General features: G+C 70.8%; 18 protein-coding genes and 4 pseudogenes. 9 read left to right on the forward strand and 13 right to left on the reverse strand.

What is annotated here, in order from left to right; translation table 11 throughout:
- Positions 1-99 precede the first annotated feature (99 nt).
- From ACLIN4_RS35920 to ACLIN4_RS35930, 3 genes and pseudogenes are all read right to left on the reverse strand, one after another.
- A complete protein-coding gene (locus tag ACLIN4_RS35920; protein WP_164285607.1) occupies positions 100-1,308 on the reverse strand; it encodes a S8 family peptidase in 1,209 nt (402 codons plus the stop codon).
- A 203-nt stretch (positions 1,309-1,511) separates the two neighbouring features.
- A pseudogene (locus ACLIN4_RS35925) lies at positions 1,512-2,317 on the reverse strand (Gfo/Idh/MocA family protein); the annotation flags it as partial.
- A gap of 115 nt (positions 2,318-2,432) precedes the next feature.
- Positions 2,433-2,699, reverse strand: a pseudogene (locus ACLIN4_RS35930) (ROK family protein); the annotation flags it as partial.
- A 52-nt stretch (positions 2,700-2,751) separates the two neighbouring features.
- Here ACLIN4_RS35930 and ACLIN4_RS35935 point away from each other — a divergent pair.
- Positions 2,752-3,947 (forward strand): annotated as a pseudogene (locus tag ACLIN4_RS35935) (amylo-alpha-1,6-glucosidase); the annotation flags it as partial.
- Between the two features lie 65 nt (positions 3,948-4,012).
- Here the strand turns inward: ACLIN4_RS35935 and ACLIN4_RS35940 are convergent.
- The 6 genes from ACLIN4_RS35940 to ACLIN4_RS35965 all read right to left on the reverse strand — a co-directional run bounded on the left by ACLIN4_RS35940 (position 4,013) and on the right by ACLIN4_RS35965 (position 11,869).
- Entirely contained in the window at positions 4,013-5,257 is a 1,245-nt protein-coding gene (locus tag ACLIN4_RS35940; protein ID WP_411575307.1) for a vanadium-dependent haloperoxidase, read from the reverse strand.
- A 2-nt stretch (positions 5,258-5,259) separates the two neighbouring features.
- Positions 5,260-6,597 (reverse strand): LLM class flavin-dependent oxidoreductase, encoded by a 1,338-nt coding sequence (locus ACLIN4_RS35945; RefSeq protein WP_411575306.1) that lies wholly within the window; start codon positions 6,595-6,597, stop codon positions 5,260-5,262.
- On the reverse strand, positions 6,594-7,352 hold the full coding sequence (locus ACLIN4_RS35950) for an ABC transporter ATP-binding protein (RefSeq protein WP_411575305.1): 759 nt from the start codon (positions 7,350-7,352) through the stop codon (positions 6,594-6,596). Before ACLIN4_RS35950 ends, ACLIN4_RS35945 begins: the two co-directional genes overlap by 4 nt.
- Positions 7,328-8,185, reverse strand: a complete 858-nt coding sequence (locus ACLIN4_RS35955) for an ABC transporter permease (protein ID WP_411576695.1) — start codon at positions 8,183-8,185, stop codon at positions 7,328-7,330. Before ACLIN4_RS35955 ends, ACLIN4_RS35950 begins: the two co-directional genes overlap by 25 nt.
- Positions 8,182-9,204 (reverse strand): ABC transporter substrate-binding protein, encoded by a 1,023-nt coding sequence (locus tag ACLIN4_RS35960; RefSeq protein ID WP_411576696.1) that lies wholly within the window; start codon positions 9,202-9,204, stop codon positions 8,182-8,184. Before ACLIN4_RS35960 ends, ACLIN4_RS35955 begins: the two co-directional genes overlap by 4 nt.
- Positions 9,205-9,829: 625 nt before the next feature.
- A complete protein-coding gene (locus ACLIN4_RS35965; RefSeq protein WP_411576697.1) occupies positions 9,830-11,869 on the reverse strand; it encodes a pentapeptide repeat-containing protein in 2,040 nt (679 codons plus the stop codon).
- Between the two features lie 243 nt (positions 11,870-12,112).
- Between ACLIN4_RS35965 and ACLIN4_RS35970 the strand changes: the two genes are divergently transcribed.
- Both ACLIN4_RS35970 and ACLIN4_RS35975 read left to right on the forward strand, forming a co-directional pair.
- Positions 12,113-12,472, forward strand: coding sequence for a hypothetical protein (locus ACLIN4_RS35970; protein WP_164285378.1), 360 nt, complete (start codon positions 12,113-12,115; stop codon positions 12,470-12,472).
- Between the two features lie 155 nt (positions 12,473-12,627).
- Positions 12,628-13,596, forward strand: a complete 969-nt coding sequence (locus ACLIN4_RS35975) for a DNA polymerase Y family protein (RefSeq protein ID WP_411576813.1) — start codon at positions 12,628-12,630, stop codon at positions 13,594-13,596.
- 93 nt (positions 13,597-13,689) lie between these two features.
- Here ACLIN4_RS35975 and ACLIN4_RS35980 read toward each other — a convergent pair whose 3' ends face one another.
- Entirely contained in the window at positions 13,690-14,328 is a 639-nt protein-coding gene (locus ACLIN4_RS35980) for a hypothetical protein (RefSeq protein WP_100048995.1), read from the reverse strand.
- A gap of 224 nt (positions 14,329-14,552) precedes the next feature.
- Positions 14,553-14,891: a DUF6233 domain-containing protein gene (locus ACLIN4_RS35985; RefSeq protein WP_100048996.1), complete on the reverse strand. Its 339-nt coding sequence runs from the start codon at positions 14,889-14,891 to the stop codon at positions 14,553-14,555.
- 68 nt (positions 14,892-14,959) lie between these two features.
- Here ACLIN4_RS35985 and ACLIN4_RS35990 point away from each other — a divergent pair, with 68 nt between their 5' ends.
- From ACLIN4_RS35990 to ACLIN4_RS36005, 4 genes are all read left to right on the forward strand, one after another.
- Entirely contained in the window at positions 14,960-15,082 is a 123-nt protein-coding gene (locus tag ACLIN4_RS35990) for a hypothetical protein (RefSeq protein ID WP_257003358.1), read from the forward strand.
- A gap of 254 nt (positions 15,083-15,336) precedes the next feature.
- On the forward strand, positions 15,337-15,528 hold the full coding sequence (locus tag ACLIN4_RS35995; protein ID WP_411576698.1) for a hypothetical protein: 192 nt from the start codon (positions 15,337-15,339) through the stop codon (positions 15,526-15,528).
- 126 nt (positions 15,529-15,654) lie between these two features.
- Positions 15,655-15,891 (forward strand): hypothetical protein, encoded by a 237-nt coding sequence (locus ACLIN4_RS36000; protein WP_191889219.1) that lies wholly within the window; start codon positions 15,655-15,657, stop codon positions 15,889-15,891.
- A 67-nt stretch (positions 15,892-15,958) separates the two neighbouring features.
- Positions 15,959-16,942, forward strand: a complete 984-nt coding sequence (locus ACLIN4_RS36005; RefSeq protein WP_411576699.1) for an ATP-dependent DNA ligase — start codon at positions 15,959-15,961, stop codon at positions 16,940-16,942.
- Between the two features lie 48 nt (positions 16,943-16,990).
- Here the strand turns inward: ACLIN4_RS36005 and ACLIN4_RS36010 are convergent, their stop codons facing one another.
- On the reverse strand, positions 16,991-17,221 hold the full coding sequence (locus tag ACLIN4_RS36010; RefSeq protein WP_179350366.1) for a DUF6207 family protein: 231 nt from the start codon (positions 17,219-17,221) through the stop codon (positions 16,991-16,993).
- A gap of 194 nt (positions 17,222-17,415) precedes the next feature.
- Between ACLIN4_RS36010 and ACLIN4_RS36015 the strand changes: the two genes are divergently transcribed.
- On the forward strand, positions 17,416-17,919 hold the full coding sequence (locus ACLIN4_RS36015) for a lamin tail domain-containing protein (protein WP_411576700.1): 504 nt from the start codon (positions 17,416-17,418) through the stop codon (positions 17,917-17,919).
- 88 nt (positions 17,920-18,007) lie between these two features.
- Here ACLIN4_RS36015 and ACLIN4_RS36020 read toward each other — a convergent pair.
- A pseudogene (locus ACLIN4_RS36020) lies at positions 18,008-18,221 on the reverse strand (HNH endonuclease); the annotation flags it as partial.
- A 440-nt stretch (positions 18,222-18,661) separates the two neighbouring features.
- On the opposite strand from ACLIN4_RS36020, the gene ACLIN4_RS36025 reads away from it, so the two are divergent.
- Positions 18,662-19,306 carry an RNA polymerase sigma factor gene (locus ACLIN4_RS36025; protein WP_257003154.1) on the forward strand — a complete coding sequence of 215 codons (645 nt, stop codon included), beginning with the start codon at positions 18,662-18,664 and terminating at the stop codon, positions 19,304-19,306.
- The last annotated feature ends 55 nt before the right edge of the window (positions 19,307-19,361 follow it).

Here is a 19,361-nt window from a genome sequence, read left to right on the forward strand (position 1 = left end):
CGGTCCACCGGCCCGGTCCCGCGAGCGGCGGGGCCGGGCCCTGTGCGTACGTGCCCCGGGGCACGTGGTTGTCAGGCCGACGGCCTGCTCGGTGTCACGTCACGGCACAATCTTCAGCAGACGGTTCGGCGAGCCGGTGCCGGGGCTGGTGACCTTGCCCGCCGTCGCGCCGTTCACCAGGGCCGTGGCGACCTGCGCCGGAGTGGCCGATGTGTGGTTCGCCAGGTAGACCGCGGCCGCGCCCGCGACGTGCGGGGTCGCCATCGACGTACCGGAGATGGTGTTCGTGGCGGTGTCGCCGGTGTGCCAGCCGGCCGTGATGGAGGAGCCGGGCGCGAAGAGATCGAGGACCGAGCCGTAGTTCGAGTACGAGGCCTTCGCGTCGGTGCTGGTGGTGGCGCCGACCGTGATGGCCTCGGTGACCCGGGCGGGCGAGTACGAGGAGGCGTTGGCACCGCTGTTGCCCGCCGCCACGGCGTAGGTGACGCCGCTGGCTATGGAGTTGCGCACGGCGGTGTCCAGGGTGGTGGACGCCCCGCCTCCGAGCGACAGGTTGGCGACCGAGGGGCCCGAGTGGTTGGCGGTGACCCAGTCGATGCCCGCGATGACGCCGGCGGTGGTGCCGGAGCCGTTGTTGTCGAGCACCCGGACCGCCACGATCTTCGCCTTCTTGGCGGCGCCGTAGGTCGTGCCCGCGATCGTGGTGGCCACATGGGTGCCGTGGCCGTTGCCGTCGGAGGCGGTGGTGTCGCCGTCGACAGCGTCGTAGCCGTAGGAGGCACGGCCACTGATCTGCTGGTGGGTGATGCGTACACCGGTGTCGATGACGTACGCGGTCACCCCGCTGCCCGCACTGTCCGGGTAGGTGTAGGTGCCGGAGAGCGGCAGCGACGTCTGGTCGATGCGGTCCAGGCCCCAAGGGGCGTTCGCCTGCGTGGTGTCGGCGAGGCGGACGCGCTGGTCCTGCTCGACGGAGGCCACGGCCGGGTCGGTGGCGAGGCGCCTGGCCTCGGTGGCGGAGAGGGTGGCGGTGTAGCCGTTCAGGGCGCTCCGGAACGTCTTCTTCACCGTGCCGCCGTAGTCCTCGACGAGGTCCTTGCCAGCGGCCGAGGACGCCTTGAGGCCGGTGCTCTTCTTGAGCGTCACGATGTAGCTGTCCTTGACCGCCGTCGGCGAACCGGCGGCGAGGACGGTGCCCTCCGCGGGAGCGGCCTGGGCGGGAACGGCGGTGAGCCCGCCGGTGAGGGCGGCGGCTGCCACGCCGGCCAGCGCGGCGAACCGGATTCTCTTGCTCCGCAGTCGTGCCATGACGAGGGAGTCCTCCTCCGGGCGGCGCGCGCCCGGGTGGGGCGCGCGTCTGTGGGGGGTGTGCGCGTGATCGCGCACACGACCGGGAGCGTTGCGTTCCGCTCCCGGTCGTGGACAAGCGTCGGCCGTCCGCCGGGGCGGTACAAGGGAGTTGAGGGCCTGTCAACAAACCTGTCATGAGCACGAAATGTTAAGTGGTGTGCAGCCCGCTCCAGCAGGGTCTGCAGATACAGCCCTCGTCCGGCGTCGATGGAACTCGGCGCGTTGGTGCGGACGGCGGTCGCGAACTCGCGGCGCAGGACGGGCCAGCACTCCTCGTGGTCGATGCCGGTCGTGTCGTGGACCAGGGGGAGCGCGGGGCCGAACAGCTCGACACGGGCGAGCGTGCGCGGGACGGCGACCGAGCCGGACAGGGTCGCCTGGCTCACCGAGCCGTTCTCGTGCTCGCAGGTCAGCTCGAACCAGCGGCGCGCGTCGCCCGTGCCGCGGATGCCGTTGTTAGAGACGATCGCCGCGTCCAGCAGGTCGAGCAGATGGGGACCGAGGTCGAGCAGGGCACCGTGCTCGAGGCGCCAGCCGGTGGCGAACTCGGATGCTACGAAGGCGCCGTGGAGGTAGCAGGCGCGGGCGCCACGGACGTCGAGGCCGCGCGCCGCCTGGAGGAAGGCACGGGTGGCGGGGTGATAGCGAATGGTGAGGACGAGCTGGGAGACGCCCCCGGCCTCGGCGATCGCGTCGGCCACCCGGCGGGCCGCGGGCAGGTCGGGGCCGAGGGGTTTCTCCAGCAGCTCGGGCCTTGCCCCGCTTCGCCGCCAGCGGCGCCAACTCGGCCTGGACGGACGGGGGGAACGGCGAGGGCCACGGCCTCGCGGTGGTCCAGCAGCTCCTCGAAGCCGGCGGCGACGTGGGCGGCGTGGGGAGCGGCGGTCTGCCGGGCGGCCTACGGACGGCGGGCCCAGACCGCGGCGAGCCGGGTCTCGGGCCCGGCGGCGAGGACGCGGGCGTGCATGGCCCTGGCCCAGGGGCCGGCGCCCACGAGCCCGGCCTCGACGGGCCGGTGGGTCCACGGGGCGGGGGAGGCAGTGGTCACGGTGATCCTGTCTGTGGGGCGAGCGGCCAGGCTGTCACCGTGCGAGCCGGGCGTCGGCGCGGGTGGGGGAGCAGAGGGACTCCACGACCATGGCGGCGGCTCCGATGAGCCCGGAGTGGTCGCCCAGCCGCGAGGTCACGACCTGGTGATTAGCGGTGGCACGCGGCATGGCGCGCTGGTAGAGCAACTCGCGCACGCCGGTCAGGAAGGGGACTCTGGAGAGCTCGCCGGCGATCATCAGCACGCCGGGGTTGAGCAGGGTGACGACGGTCACCAGCACCTCGCCCACCCGCCACCCGCTCACCACCCCCGCCCAACGGCAGCCGCACAGGCGAAACCCCACGGCGGCGGGCGGAACGGACGACCTGACCCGTGCCTGCGAGCGCGGCCTCGCCGACGTCGACCTGCTGACCATCCCGGTCACCGGCGTCGACGGCGAGGAGGTGCGCATACCCGCCGCCGGCATCCCGTGGTTCCTCACCCTGTTCGGCCGCGACTCCCTGCTGACGTCGTACTTCCTGCTGCCGTACCGGCCGGAGACCGCGACCGCCGTCCTCAGCGCGCTCGCCGCCACCCAGGGGTCAGCGCCAGGACACCTACAGCGGGGAGCAGCCCGGACGCATCGTCCACGAGACCCCGCACGGCGAACTCGCCCACGTCCGGCAGGTCCCGTACGGCCGGTACTACGGCGCCTTCGACGCCACGCCCCTCCTTTTGGTACTGCTCCACGCCCACTACGAGACCTGCCGCGAAGCCTCCCTGGCGGAATGGTTGGAGCCGCACGCACGGCGGGCCGTGGACTGGATGCTCACCGAGGGCGGTCTCGAGGAGCACGGGTACGTCGTACACCCCGGACCCGGGCGGACTGGTCAACCTGAAATGGAAGGACTTCGCGGGTGCCCTCTGCTTCCGCGACGGCACCCGGGCCCAGGGCCCCGTCGCGGTGTCGGAAGCACAGGGCTACGCCTACGACGCCCTCGTGCGCACGGCTGAACTCGCCCGCGGGGTACGGCGGGACGAGCCGTACGCACGGCGCCTGCGCGAAGCCGCCGACCGGCTGCGCGAGCGGTTCCTCACCGACTTCTGGATGCCGGAGGCCGGCTTCCCCACCCTCGCGCTGGACGGGGCGGGGCGTCAGGTGGACGCCCTGGCGTCGGACGCCGGGCACCTGTTCTGGTCGGGGATCCTCGATCCGGCCCGCGCCCGCCGGGTGGGCCGGCGGCTGCTGGAGCCCGACTTCTTCTCGGGCTGGGCGATCCGGACCCTGGCGGCCGGACAACGGCCGTACCACCCGTTGTCCTACCACCGGGGCAGCGCATGGCCCCACGACAACGCCGTCATCGCCCTCGGACCGGCCCGGCACGGTCTCGCCGACGAGGTGCGCACCGTCATCGAGGGCCTCGTCGCGGCGGCCCGCCACGGCCACCGGCTGCCCGAGGTCGTCGCCGGCTACGACCGCGACGCGACCACCGGACCGGTCCCGTACCCGCACGCGTGCTCACCGCAGGCCTGGGCCGCCGCCACACCGCCCGCCCTGCGCACGGCGCTGGAGCGGGTCCGAGCGGACGGGGGCGCGGGACCGCTGTCCCGCACCCCCGCAGCCGTCCGGCGCACTCACCGCGAGCCGAACAGCTCCCCGGCGTGCTCCAGCGCGTACCAGGCCACCCGCCTGCCCAGCGTGATGCCGGCCTCGTCGGCCGACCTGGTGTGGATGCCCGACAGGACGCGCGCCTCCACGTTCTCGTCCGAGAGCCGCCTCCAGCTCGTGTACGTGCGGGTCACCCCCGGAGCGGTCGGACTGGTCAGTTCGAACGGGGCGGTGCCCGGACCGAAGAACGCCGTGAGCACGGCCTCCGCCGCCCCCGAGTAGGTGTTGTGCCCGCTCGGGTGGTCGGGGTGCGCGGGCGTGGTGTGCAGCGGTGTCCAGCCTGGGTCGGGGTCGATGGCCCCGGTGCGGATCGCGGTGACCAGGCGCCACCGCTCGTAGGCGTACTTGCCGTCGGACGTGGCGATCTGCGTGTCCACCAGCGCCACGTGGAACAGGGCGACCTGACGCGCCAGTTCGGCGGTCCCGGCGGGAGACCGGGAGAGCGCCACCCGCAGCGGCTCGGTGTACAGCGTGAGGGAGGATCCCAGCCAGAAGGTGGCCGTCTCCGTCTGGTGCGGGCTGCGCGCCTTGCTGTCCACGGCACCGTAGGCGCGTACCTCCGCCAGGTCCGCGGCATAGCGACCGGAGTCCAGCGCGGGCGGCGGACCCGGCCGGAACTGGTCCGGCGTCCTGAGCAGGAAGGGCACGGCGAGGCGATTGCCGTACTGGGTCGCCGGGGCGTACGCCGGGGGTGTCGGCTGCCAGATGCCCGGCCGGGGCGCCGGGACGGGGTAGGGGGCGTTGACTGAGGCGGGGTCGAGCCCGTCGTGCCGGCGCCGGTCGAGGACGTCGACGGCCTCGCGCCGGCCCGCCGCGACGCCGAGGCTCCGGGCCTCGCCGTCCGGAATACGGTCGACGCTCTGCCGGAACGTGGCGTCGAGCTGCCCGGCCCGGCCGGGGACCAGCTCCACGAGCGCGTAGTGAACGGCCGCGACGAGCGCGGCCTCCTGGTAGGCGGCGCGGTCGACACCTCTGGGCACGTCGCGGGCGGCGCGGGCCGCGGCGAGCCACGCGATCGCCCACGTACGGCTGTTGGTGACCTGGGTGGCGGCTCCGGCCGCCGCCACGGCATCCGCCGTGGCGTCGTACCAGGTGAGCACCGCCGAGCGGCGGTCGGCGGCGACGGCCCGCGGGACGGCGACGGACGCCGACAGCAGGGCGGCCGCGCCGAGGGCGACGAACCCCCGGCGGGTGGGACGGGGTCCGGACACGGTCACGCTATCTCCTTCGACGGGACGGGGGCGGCGGCGGGACGCGGCAGCCCGTAGTGCTCGCGCAACGTGGCGCCGGTGTAGGCGGTGCGGAACAGGCCGCGTGCCCGCAGGATGGGCACCACGTGCTCGGCGAAGAGGTCGAATCCACCGGTGAGCCAGGGCGGCATGATGTTGAAGCCGTCGGCCGCCCCGTGCTCGAACCACTCCTGGATCTCGTCGGCGATCTGCTCCGGCGTACCGGCCACCACGCGGTGGCCGCGGGCACCCGCGAGGCGGTGCAGGAGCTGCCGGACCGTGGGCTGTTCACGGTCGATGATGTCCAGCACGAGCTGGAAGCGACTGCCGTTGCCGCGTTCGCCCCGGGTCTCGATCAGGGACCGTGGCACGGGACCGTCGAGCTCGTCGGCGCTCAGCTCCAGTCCCAGAAGCCGCTGGAGCAGGTGGAGCGAGTACTCGGGCTGGGTGAGTTCGTTGAACTCCTGGTGCAGCGCGCGTGCCTCCGCCTCCGTCGAGCCGATGAAAGGGCTGATGCCGGGCAGGACGACCACCTGGCGCGGATCCCGGCCGAGCGCCGCGGCCCGTGCCTTGACGTCGGCGTAGAACTCCTGCCCGCTGCGCAGCGTCTGGTGCGCCGTGAAAACCGCCTCGGCGTACGCGGCGGCGAAGGCACGGCCGTCTTCTGAGGACCCGGCCTGTACGTAGACCGGGCGGCCCTGCGGGGAGCGGGGCAGGTTCAGCGGCCCGCGCACCTTCAGATGGCGGCCGGCATGGTCGATCTCGTGGATGCGGTCGGTGTCGGCGAACAACCCGGACTTCTGGTCGGCGACCAGCGCCTCGTCCTCCCAGCTGTCCCACAGCCTCGTCACGACGTCCACGAACTCCCGTGCGCGGTCGTAACGCTCCGCGTGCACCGGGTGCGCGTCGAGACCGAAGTTGGCGGCGGCCTGCGGGGCGCCCGTCGTCACGATGTTCCAGCCCGCCCGGCCCCGGCTGAGATGGTCCAGCGAGGCGAAGAGACGGGCCAGGTTGTACGGCTCGGTGTAGGTGGTGGACGCCGTGGCGATCAGGCCGATGCGCTCGGTGGCCGCGGCGACGGCCGACAGACAGGTGAACGGCTCCAGCCGGAACCGGCTGGCGTAGCGCACGTTGTCGGCCAGCGACGGTCCGTCCGCGAAGAACACCGCGTCGAAGGCGGCCCGTTCGGCGCTGCGGGCGAGGTCCTGGTAGAAGCCGATGTCCAGCAGCCGGGTGGGATCGGTACCGTGGTGGCGCCAGGCGGCCTCGTGGTGGCCGCCCGGGTAGACGAACAGGTTCAGGTGCAGCTTGCGGGCGCTCATGCCGCGTTGTCCTCCTCGACGAGATCCAGTCCGAGCCCGGCGAGCAGTCGTCCGCGCAGGGCCGCGTACTCGGCGCTGCCCCCGCGGCGCGGTGTCGGGATGTCCACGGGAAGATCGGCGGAGATCCGGCCGCGGTCCAGCACCACGACCCGGTCCGCGAGCGCGATGGCCTCGTGCACGTCGTGCGTGACGAGGAGCACGGCGGGCCGGTGCCGCTCGCACAGACGCCGCAGCAACGCGTGCATCCTGATCCGGGTGAGCGCGTCCAGCGCGCCGAACGGCTCGTCGGCGAGCAGTAGTTGCGGCTCACGCACCAGGGAGCGGGCCAGCGACACGCGCTGCTGCTCGCCCCCGGACAGTTCGACGGGCCAGGCCCGCTCCCGGCCGGCGAGTCCGACCTCGGCGAGGGCCGCCCTGCCGCGCTCCTGCGCCGACGGCCCGCCCAGGCCCAGGACCACGTTGTCGAGCAGACGCTTCCAGGGCAGCAGCCGCGCGTCCTGGAAGACGACGGACACATGGTCCGGGGCCGTCAGCTCCCCGCTGCCCGCCACCTCGTGGTCGAGCCGGGCCAGCGCCCGCAGCAGCGTGCTCTTGCCGGACCCGCTGCGTCCGAGCAGGGCGACGAACTCGCCCGGCGCGATGGACAGGTCCAGCCCGTCAAGCACCCGGCGCTGTCCGAAGGAACGCACCAGGTTCTCGATCCGGACCGTCGTGCGCTCCTCGGTCCTCGTCAGCCCGCCAGTGTGCGTCGCCATGTCAGGGTCCTCCTCTCCACGAGTCGTACCAGGGCGTCGGAGACGAGGCCGAGCAGGCCGTACACGACCAGGCCGACGATGATCACGTCGGTCTGCCCGTACGTCCGCGCGAGCTCCATCATGTAGCCGATGCCGCTGGTGGCGTTGACCTGCTCCACCACGACCAGCGCGAGCCAGGCGGCGGTCACCGCGAACCGCATGCCGAGCAGGAAACCGGGCAGGGCGCCGGGCAGCACGACGTGCCGGACGAACGCGAGCCGGCCGAGGCGCACGGTCTCGGCGAGTTCGGCGTAGCGGTTGTCGATGGTGCGCAGTCCGTTGTGCGTGTGGATGTACACCGGCACGAAGACACCGAGCGCGATCGTGATGACCTTCATCGTCTCGCCGATGCCGAACCAGAGAATCAGCAGCGGTATCAGCGCCAGCGAGGGGATGGCCCGCTTGATCTGCACGGGACCGTCGATCACCGCCTCCCCGAGCCGGCTCAGACCCGACACCAGCGCGAGGACCAGCCCCGCCGCCACGCCGAACAACAGGCCGAGCAGGGCCCGCCCGGCGGAGGTGGCCAGATGGGACTGAAGCTTGCCGTTGCCGATCAGGTCCCCGGCGGTGCCGGCGATGGTCCACGGCGCGGGCAGGCTGCGCGCGTCGACGAGGGCCAGGCCGGAGCCGGCCGCCCAGAGCGCGAGCAGCAGCAGCGGGCCGATCGCCCAGCCGTACGGCACGGGCCTGCCCGGACCGAGCCGCTTGCGGCCGGGGCGGCGGGGACGCAAGGCGGCCGTCGGGGCCACGGCCGCCGGTGGTGCCTGTTCGTCGAGGGCGGTGGTGCTCATGATGACGTCCCTTCGCCGGCGATGGCCGCGGCGGCCACCGGTTCGTAGCGGCGGTCGAAGAGCAGATCCGCCTCGAAGGGCTCGCGGTCCTGCTCCTTCGCCAGCAGGTCGATGGTCTGCTGCTGACGGCGGATGGCGTCGGTCCAGTCAGCGGGAATGTCCGGATGGCCGACTCGCTGGACCAGGTATTCGCCGTCCTCGCGGCTCAGTCCCTGATCCTCGACGTAATAGCCGGCCACCCATTCCTTCGGGTGCTCGTCGATCCAGATCTGCGCCCGTGCCCAGAACCCGATGAGTTCCCTGATCGCGGCGGACTTCTGGGCGTCGCCGACCGACTCGGTCAGCGCCCACAGGTGGGCGGGGTCGTCCCGGAGGCCGTGCTTGACGGTCGTGCCGCCCTCCTTGCCGTACTTCGTCAGATAGCGCTTGATATTGACGTCCGCGATGGGGGCGGCATCGACCTGGCGGTTGCCGAGTGCCGTGGGATAGACGTCGCCCGTGCTGGCGATTTCGACGAGTTCGACGTCCTGCCGGGTGAGACCGGCCTTTTCCAGGATGCGCAGGACCAGCGCGCCCTGGGCCTGCCCCGGGCTGTAGGCGATCTTCTTTCCGCGCAGGTCCGCCAGTGAGCGGATGTCGGCGCCGGGAGCGACGCCCAGTTCGTAGATCGGGTTCTTCAGCGGATCCTTGCGGAACTTCGCCGCCACGAGCTTCGTGTCGAGCCCCGTCCAGTGCGCGTTGATCGACGGGATCTCCGCGGCCGAGCAGATGTCGAGGGCGTCGGCCCGGAATGCCTCCGAGCACTGCGGGCCGCCACTGATGTTGGCCCACTTCACCTTGAAGGGCAGCTTGTCGATCTGCCCCGACAGTTCCAGGGCGACCTTGAGGTCCGGTGCGCCGACGGTGAGGGTGGTGTCACGGGAGACCGTGGCCGGGATCTTCTCGGCGGAGACGTCCTTGCTGCTCGCGGTGGACTGAGCGGGGTCCACACAGGAGGTCAGGGCGAGCGAGACGGTCAAGGTGGCCGCCGAGAAGGTCAGACGCCGGAATCCGGGTATATGTGTGCGAGAGGTCATTACGGCCTTCTCAGAAGAGAGCTTTCGCCAAGAGGGAATTCGCCCCGAAAAAGAGGGGGGAGACACCGAATGAGGTGACACGAAAACAGGGCAGGACGGGCAGTGGAGCGGTGGAGTTCAGCGACACACCGCGGTGGCGACGCGCATCAGATCGATGGCTCGCCTCTTCCGGAACTGCCGGTCCTTGGACATGCCGTGGACGCTATCCATGCGTCAATAGCCGGTCAAGGCAGGGATGTCGGCCGGACGGCCAGTGCAATGACACCTTCGTAGGTGCGCCATGTGCCCGCAACAATCCCACCTGGCAGCGAAATGCCGGCGACGACAAGGACTGCGTCACCCGTCCCGAACCGTTCCGCCCCTTGGTCGTACCGGCCACGGATCCGGCTTGACCCTCACGTCGCGTGAGGCCGGAGGGCGGGGCGCATGAGCGACCACTACGAAGCTTTCGAGATGAGTCCCGTGCCCGCTCCCGGCCCGGACGCGGAACCCGCGCTGCGGTGACACGGTCCTGCTCGTACCGGTCGAGCCGGGCGTTCCGCAGGCCACGTCTGGCGGGGTGGGGCTGTCAGCGTTTGACGCGATTGCGAATGGCGAGGACCGCCAGGCCGAGAAGGATGGGTTCGGCCACGCGCGAGGTCATCTCGATGTAGGTGCCAGCAGTGGTCAGATCCTGTCCCGAAGAGCGGAACACCACCGAGTTGAACGTGACGTTCAGGGCCTTCTCGAAGCGCTTGCCGGTGAACCGGTCGCCGGTGGGATTCTGGGGATCGTCCTTGTCGATCTCGAAGGTGACCTTCCCCCCGCCAGCCGGGACGGTGCCGGTCGCGGTCTGCTTCGGTGTCTCCTGGGCGAGGCCGAAGGCCATCAGCAAGACGATGGTGAGGAACATGGCCGTCCCGAGCCAGGCCAGGGCCCGGGAGGCGCGCAGGCCGTAGCCGGACAGCGCCCAGTACGCAGTCAGCAACGCCCTTTCGCTACGGGGGATGTCGTCGGCATGGCGGCGCATCTCCATCTCCCCGTAGTAGAAGTCCGCCGCCCCCGGCTCGTGCTTCTGGTCCTCGAACGCCTTGCGAAGCGCTCGGTACACCGGAGCCAGTTGCAGCGGCCCAGCCCGGCCGGTGCCGAGCACCCAGCCTGGCACTGACCCCGGCTGGCCGGCGCGCCAGTGGTGTTCCTCGGCCAGGACGCGGCGCTCGGTGAACCGCACGGGCGGCCAACGCCGCCAGTGCACGGCGGACGGTGCGCTGTTGAAAGTGCAGGCCCCCTCCAGACGGAGTTGGTCCAGGTGGACCGTGCCGGTGAACAGGCATTCCCACAGATCGAGGTCCGCCAGGACCAGATGTGCCGCGTCCACCCCGCGCAGCGACGCCATCCGCACCCCGGGGTCGTACGCGCTCGGAAAGAGATCTTCAGAGAGCGACCGGCCGTCGGAGAGTAAGAATGGTTCCGACTCGGCGGCGATCGTGAGGGGGTACTCGAACACGGCGTGAGCGAAGTCCACCGTGGCATAGCGCAGGCGGACCTCCGCTGTCGATGACCAGCGAGTGCGACGGCACTCCAGACGGCTCGCAGCGATTGAGAGGGTCACCGGGCCGCCAAACGTAGCACTGGACAGCACAAGCCGCCCAGCACACATCAATGGCCCGAACTGGTCAGCCTCCACGAAGGTCGCCGACTGGAACTTGGCGTCGCCACCGAAGGTCGCCGACTGGAACTTGGCGTCGCCACCGAAGGTCGCCGACTGGAACTCGGCGTCGCCACCGAAGGTCGCCGACTGGAACTCGGCGTCGCCACTGAAGGTCGTCTCTCCGAACCTGGCGTCGTCCTTGAAGATTGTCGACCCGAACCAGGCGTTGCGCTCGAAGGTCGCTGCCCCAAACACGGCGTTGTGCTCAAAGATCGCCTCCCTGAAGAAGGCGTCGCGCTCGAAGTTCGATTCCCCGAACTCGGCGTCCTTGAATGTTGCCTCCCCGAAGAAGGCGTCGCCTTTGAAAGTCGCCTCCGCGAACACGGCGTCCTTGAAGGTCGCCTCCCCGAAGAAGGCGTCGCGCTCGAAGGTCGCCGACTTGAACCAGGCGTTGTGCTCGAAGGTCGCCTCCCCGAAGAAGGCGTCGCGCTCGAAGGTCGCCTCCCCGAATCCGGCGAGCTTGAAGGTTGCCTCCCCGAAGAAGGCCTCGCCCTTGAAGGTCGCCTCCGCGAACACGGTGTTGTGCTGGAAGGTTGCCTCCCCGAAGAAGGCGTCGCGCTCGAAGGTCGCCTCCCCGAAGAAGGCGTCGCCCTCGAAGGTCGCCTCCCCGAAGAAGGCCTCGCTCTCGAAGGTTGACCCTGCGAACTCGGCGATGCCAAATCGGGGGTGTCCGGTTGTGGGGTCACGGAGGGCGCGAAGCAGGGAGTTCAGGAGGCGGGAGGTGAAGGTCGTGCCTCGGTGGTCGATGCTGGCGCCGGCAGTCAGGCTGGCCAGGTAAGCGTCGCGATCGGCGTCGGCAAGGTGGGCGAGGCACGCCGTGTGGCCGGGGACGTGGATGCCGCGGCAACCGACTGAGTCGGCGGCAGGGTCTGCGCCATGTGCGCAGTGCGGCCAGAGTGGCGGCGCAGATGTGGTCATGGTTCGGTGGCTCCACGGTGTCACGGTGTACGTAGGGACGCACGCGGACTGGGAAAGGTTCAGGCTCGACGACCTCGCCCTTGAGGACCAGCTCCGCGCCTGGTCCGAGGAACTGCGCAGCCGCTGACCTCTGCCGGAGGGCCGGGGAGACCAGCAGGTTGCCGCTTGGTGCGTCGTCGCTCGTGGGTGTGGTCATGCCGGCCCCGGCCGTGACGGGCTGGCTGTGCTGCAGTTGCAGGGATCATGAACCGATTCGTGAAGGTGCTGGTCCTGGCCGCCGCGGTGACGGCGCTCGTCGGGGAGTCTGCTGTGGCGGTCCCGGCGAGCCCGGCCTCGGCGCCGGCAGCGGCGAAGTGCACGAAGCAGTGGCGGGTCACCGGCAAGAAGGTCGCTGTCCGGATGCCGCAGAACAATCAGCCCGTGGCGTCACCCGACTCGCCGGTCGTGCGGTACCTGCACCGGGGAGACATCGTGACGTCGTGCGTCGAGGCGATCGCCCGCACACAGAGCGGCCCGGCCTACCGCAAGTGCGGCCGAGGGGGACACGTGTGGAGGATCGTCCGTGGCGGCCAGGTGCCCGCCACCTGCCTCGAACGGGTCTGACCGCCGCTGATGCAACCTGTCGCGCCTTCGGCTCCCGCCGCCCGGCGCTCAGATCGCGCCACTCTCGCGTGTTCGATTTTCCGTTCGATAATGTGGTGGGGGAGGTGAGGGTCGTGACGGACACAGACACGGGGGCTGGCGGGGTGCCGACGGTGATGCATGTGCGTTGCCCTGACCGTGTCCGGGGGGAGATCTACCGGCAGGTCCTGGAGCTGCTGTCCGATCTCTCCCCGGTCGTGCAGGCGCTGCCGCCGACCGCGGCCCTGGTGGAGCTGAAGGGTGCGCTGCGGTATCACGGGCCGGACACGCACCGGCTGGGCGAGATCCTGCGGGTGCGCACCCTGTCCTGCCTCGGGGTCGACGTACGGGTCGGTATCGGCCCGTCGATCACGGTCGCGGCCACCGCGTCCGCACAGGTCGCCTCGCCCGGCGGAGTCCTGACCGTCACACCCGACCGTGCGACCGGCTGGCTGGCCCCGCTGCCGGTCGAAGCCCTCCACGGTATCGGACCCCGCCAGGCCGCCGCGCTGCACGACTACGGTATCCACACCGTGGGCCTGCTCGCAGCCGTCTCACCCGAGACCACGCAACGCCTGCTCGGCGGAAAGGCCGGCCGCCTCGCCGCCGACCGGGCCCGCGGACTCGACCCCCGCCCCGTCGTGCCCCGAACTCTGCCCGCATCCGCCACCGTTCGCCTGCGCTTCGACCGGCACGTCCTGGACGGCGCCGACGTCCGCGCGGCCCTGCTGGACCTCGTCGTGAAACTCGCACGCCTGCTGCGCCGCCGCGGCCAGGCCGCCCGCGCGCTGTCGTTGACCTTCCAGTTCGCCGGCGGCAGCAGCTGGGAGAAGACCCGCCGTCTGCCGGAAGCGTCCGCTCACGACGAGGACCTGCGCAGCATGGCCTACCGGCTGATCGACTCCGCCGGTCTGCAGCGCGGCCGGATCACCGGCCTGGTCCTCATGGGCGACGACCTCGTCGACGCGGACCAGGTGGCCCAGCAGATCAGCCTGGACCACACCCGCGAGGCCAGACTCGTCGCGGAGGCCGCCGTCGACCGGGTACGCGACAAGTACGGCCAGGACGTCATCGGCCCCGCCGCGGTCATCCGCCGCGCCTCCTGAACCCCGTTCCGCAGACCGTGCGCAGCCCGGCGAGCACGAAAGAAGAGCGGCCACCTCATCGGAGGTGACCGCTCTTCCGTGAAGACGCGCCGGTTACCGGCGCCGGGCCGGTCGGGGCCCTCGCCTGTAGAGGACCCAGGCCACAACGCAAAGAGCCAAGGCGTGCACTGCCGCCCTGGTTGCCGAGTCGGGGACCGCTCGGATCAGGAGGCTGAGCAGCAGCGCGAGGAAGATGACCCGTCCGGCGATGAGCATGCCCGGCAGGCGCCGGTCAGTGGACGTGGACATCAGAAGGGCCCAGGGGCCCAGGTAGGGCCTCCACAGTCGCGTGGTGGCGGCGAGTACGGTCAGCAGCGCCAACGTGACGCCCGCGCAGGCCAGGATGCGGGCGGCTCCGTGACCGCCGACGAGGTGGGCGGTCGCCAGGGGAATAGCCAGCAGCACGGCCGCGGAGGCCTCCACTGCGATGAGGGTCCGTACCGACCGCTTGCGGTCGAACGCGCACAGCGTCGTGCGGGCGTCCAGGACCGGGTCGGTTCGGTAGCCCGGTCGGCCGCGCTGGTTCTGGACGAAACGATCGAGCGCTTCGAGGCCCTGCTGCCGGTGAGCCGGGTCTTCCCGGACGATGCGCATCAGCGTACGGACAGCCTGCACCTTGTCGCGGCCAGCGGTGCTCGACAGAGCATCGATCGCCTCTTCGAAGGCCCCGTGTGCTGGGTGAGCGTCAGTCATGCCTTCAGCCAACCAGTCGGACTGACACCCGTCCCGATCCCGCCGGAACTGGGGGACGGGGCGAGACACCCCCGGCTATGGCCTGATCGGCTCGCCGCAGCAGCGAGAGAAGGCGTTCACCGGGCTAGATGTGCAGCCGTGGAAGAAGGGCAGTCTGGTGGGCCCGGACGACGCAGGGGGCCGGGCAGGCCAGCCCGCCAGACCGACCAGGTGCGCTGTATCGCCTAGTCGAGCACGCGCAGCGCGCTGTCCGGTCGGCAGTGCGGGCAGGCTTTGACGCCGTCCGCGAGGGCGCGCCGGGCCTGCTCCTGGTTGATGCCCGTGCTGCGCTTGCCCGCGTTCCAGCAGTCCCCGGCGTGAACGTAGACGGGCGGGCTGTGGCCGTTCAGGCCCCGCTCCAGGAGCCAGTCGGGCGGGGCAGGTTTCTCCTCGACGCCGCGTCGGCGTTCGGCCTCGCGCCGTTCTTCGTCGGTGATCCATCGGCGGGTGCGTTCCAGGTCGCGCAGCTGTACCCGCTCCAGGAAGCGGAGCAGCGTGAGCCGCGTAGGACCTGAATCGTACACATGTTCTATTCTAGAGAGTGCTGCTGGTCATGCAGCAATCCAGGGGTGGGTGAAACGGAGAGACACCCATGGAGCCCGCCGACCTGCTCGACCGGCACGGCATCGAGCCCGACGGCCTGGAGCCGGCGCCGGCGCCGCCCGCGCGGCGGGAGGTTCTCGCCCGCGTCCAGGCGATGCCGCCGCGGGCGTGAGTGGTGTGCGGAGAGCAGGCGGCCACGGTCCGCACCGTGTCCTTCCCGGCAGCAGGATGGCGCTGGGTGGATCTGTGCTGGGACCACGGGATGTCGGTCCGCCGGCGCTCCCGTCTCCCGGCGACGCTGGAGGGCATCGCCGCGGACCTGCGGGCGGCGGCCCGGGAAGCCAGCCTGCCGGGGGCGGAGCGGATTACGTTCTATTCTTCGTTCGAAGCGGCCGTTCGTGGCCGCCGGGACGACGAGGAACCCCGATGACCGCCCCTGTACCGCCCACCAGCGAACCGGACACATCCGCCCGCTCGTGCCCCGGGGACCAGATCGGCCCCTGCTCCTCCTGCCGACGGCCGACCCATAAGTACGGTTCCGGGGCCCGCTCCCCGCTGTGCGAGTACTGCGACGCCAAGGCCGTCGAGCGGTGGGGCAGGAAGCTGCGCGCCGACTGACTGGTGCGGATGCCTGGCCTCCACCCCGCAAGAGGGATGATCCGGCCGATCTGGCAGATACATGCGGCCATCCTTGTACGATGCAGCCGCCTCGGAGGTGCGTGCTGGCTACAACCTCACCAGGGGATGTCTCTGCGGCTGGTGGGGGATTGTGTGCTGACGATCAATGTCGCTGTGCTGCTGGCGGTCATCATCGTCCTGCGGCTGCGCCGGCGGACTCACGCGCGCAGCCGCAATGACGAGAAGCTGACCGTTCTGATCGTCCTGGTCTTCGGCATCCTCGTTGCACCGACCGCGTTCGGGCAGGGAGTGCTGGACTTCGTGGGGGAGCTGGTCTCCGGCATCAACGATTCCAGCCGCTGACACCCGGGGCCTGCGCCGGTCGGCGCAATCCGCCGCGCGGCGCCCACCGTCGTGGAAGGCATCGGCCGTGACCTGGACCCTGCCGGACCCGATGCTCACCACGCCCGTGGCGAGCCCCGACCTGCCGCCCGGAGCCGCCGGAGAACCTAAGTGGGACGGCTACCGAGCACAGCTCGCCCGCTACGCCGACGGGCGGGTGCTGCTGCGCTCACGGCAGGGCACCGACATGACCGCCGCGTTCCCGGAGATTGCCGACGCCGCGCTCGCGCAGCTGCCCGGCGACACCGGCCTCGATGGGGAATTGGTGGTGTGGGAGGGCGAACGCCTCGCGTTCGAGCGGTTGCAGCAGCGCCTGGCCCGCCGCCGCGGCGCCGGCGCCCTGGCGGCCGCGCGCGCCTGGCCCGCGCACCTGGTCGTGTTCGACGTCGTACGCCTGGAGGGCGCCGACCTCACCTCCTGGCCCTTCGCCCGGCGTCGGGCCGCTTTGGAGACTCTGTTCGCGGACACGCCGTTGGCGGCGCCGTTCACGCTGTGCCCCTCGACCACTGACCCCGCCACCGCGCGGGACTGGCTCACCTGGGCCTCCGTCGGCCTGGAAGGGCTGTGCTTCAAGAGGCTGACCGAGCCGTACCGTGCGGGGGCCAGGGCGTGGGGCAAGTACAAGATCCGAGTCACCACCGAGGCCATCGTCGGCGCCGTCACCGGCACGCCCGCCGCGCCCCGCACGCTGCTGCTCGGCCGCTACGACGACACGGGCCGCCTGCGCTACACCGGCCGCACCGTCGCGCTTGCCCGCACCGCGACGGCTGCCCTCGCGGACGCGCTGGCGCCGGCGGTCGGCGAGCATCCGTGGGCGGGCCGGACGTTCACCGCCGGGTGGGGCAGCCGTGATGTCCTGGAGGTCAGGCTCGTCGACCCGCAGCTGGTGGTGGAGGTCGCTGTGGACGTCGCCCGCGACGGGGTCGGCCGGTGGCGCCACCCGGTACGCCTTCACCGGGTTCGAGCGGAGATGCATCCGATGCAAGTTCCCGAGTTCGGTGGTCGGGGCTGACCGTCGGGTGCTGCCGCTGTCACATGGGCACCTACTGGGGTTTCCTCATCAGGAGCTGACGGAGTGTCCTGGTGCGGTGATGGGCTGGCGCAGGTCGAGGTAGCAGCGCAGCCGGACGCCCGGTTGTCCGGCCTCGCGTGTGGTGCGTTCCACCGAGGTCGTCGCCCATCGGGCGGCCAGCGCCGTGTGGAAGGCGAACGCGGTCTCGTCGTCGGCTGCGGCGACGTCGACCACGACCAGGCCGGGCTCGGACACGTGCACATCGTTGATCGCTTCCATGACCGGCACGACGAACCGGCTGTGGTCGGCAGTTCTCCTCCCGCTTCGCATTCACCCCTGCGGGTCCCCGGCAGGCCGGCACATGCCCGGGCCCGCCGGAAACGCGAGCACATTTCCTTCACTTGAACGTCACGTCGTGATCACGTCCGATAGGCTCCGTGCGCTCCATTGGCACCACTGAGGGGGGAATCCTCATGCGCATCAGGCGCACTGTGACCGCTGCCGCGACCACGGCGGCTGCTGCCGCGCTCGGCCTGGCCGGCGCTGCTCCGGCGCAGGCCGCCGAGTACTCCTCGGCCCTGAAGATCAAGGGCGTGCAGTACGACGCTCCGGGCCGGGACTCCAACAAGTGCTCGGGCGGCAACACGAAGAACGAGTACCTGACGATCAAGAACTACTCGAAGACGGCGACGGTGAACCTGAAGGGCTACAAGGTCAAGGACGCCGCCGGGAACTCGTTCACGTTCACCAAGAACCACACCCTGCAGCCCGGCGACCAGGTGAGCCTGCGCGGCGGCCGCGGCACCGACTCCGACGCGGGCAACGTCGCCTACCGCCAGAACTGCAACTTCATCTGGAACAACGACAAGGACACCATCTACTTCTACAAGCCCGGCGGCGCCCGCGCCGACGTCCACTCGTACACCAAGAAGGCCAACGACAGGGACGGCAACGGCTACATCACCTACCACGGCTGACCGAGCCACCAGCGTGAAGAAGCCGGCCGCCGGAGCAGATGCCCGGCGGCCGGGCCCGTCTATTCGCCGCCCGTGGTGGGGGAGGGCGTTACGCGGCGGGCTCGTAGCTCACTTGCTGGTCCGGGCAGCTGTCCGCCGCCTCCCGCAGCGCCGCGAACTCCGTCTCGTCCGCCGTCAGGCTCCAGCGCAGCTTCGTGGCCACCCACTCGGCGACGTACCGGCAGTGCACCTCGGCGGCCGGCGGCAGCCACTGGGGCCGGGCCCTGATCGGCCTTGGACCGGTACGAGCGGGTCGTGACCGCGCGTCAACGGGCAGGACGGCGAGAAAGGCAGCTGATCCTCCCCCCTTCAAGTGACCATGGCTGCTTCGTCGAACGAGCCGGGCCCCGGCGCTCTGGCGGTGGAGGACGAGGACGTGCAGCTGGTCGAGCGGCCATCGCTTGACCCTGCAGCGGGTGGGCATGACGGGCGGCCCAGGGAAGCTGCGGGTCGCGTACGGCCGCCATAGGAGAGTCGCTCACGTCCTTACAGTCGAGTACCTGAATGGACGGGCGCACGTTCACGACCGCGGGTCGGCGGCACTCTCGCGTGACTTGGATTTATGGCGGTGGCCCGTACGGCCCGTCTCGGGCTGACGGCCGCTCGTGACGGCACCGGCGCAGGACCGCCCCCTTCGGGGACGTGTTGGTCAGAAGGTGGGTATAGAAACGGAACCGCTGTGGCTGAGCGGACACTTGTTGCTGTGGACTTCCTATTGCATGAACGGATCCGGTCTGGTGATCGGGAGGCGTTCGCCGAGATCTTCGACGAGCACGCGCGCATCGTCTACGCCCATGCGATCCGGACGACGGGCGACTGGGCCATGGCCGAGGACGTCATGTCTCTCACCTTCCTGGAGGCTTGGCGGCTGCGTGACAAGCTGCGCGAGGAAGTCAGAAGCGTCCGGGCGTGGCTCTTGGGCATCGCGACAAACGTGATGCGCAATATCGCTCGGTCGGCACGCCGCCACCGGGAAGCGATGTCCCGTCTGCCGCCCCCGGAAGCGTTGCCGGACTTCTCGGACGATGTGGTCGGTCAGATGGCTGACGCTGAGCGGCTGGCCGCTGCCGCCAGAGCGCTGCAGCGTCTCAAGCGCGGCGAGCGCGAGGTCTTTACGCTGGTCGTCTGGTCCGACCTGGGGTACGCGGCGGCCGCTGAGGCACTGGGCATTCCGGTGGGCACCGTGCGTTCCCGGCTTTCCCGGGCGAGAGAGAAGCTGCGCAAGTTCGTCGACGAGGAACTGGTGGTGCCTGTTTCGGACGGTACGGAACCGCGGTCCGGCAGCGGACACATATCGCACAGCGGGGTGGCCGCAGCCCGCACGTCCCACCGAAGGAGAGCACGATGAATCTGGAGCAGCGGGAACAGGCCGAGCGTGCGAAGGCGAGCCGGACGCTGCCTCC

It is taken from the genome of Streptomyces mutabilis (assembly GCF_046628145.1).
Taxonomy (GTDB): domain Bacteria; phylum Actinomycetota; class Actinomycetes; order Streptomycetales; family Streptomycetaceae; genus Streptomyces; species Streptomyces mutabilis.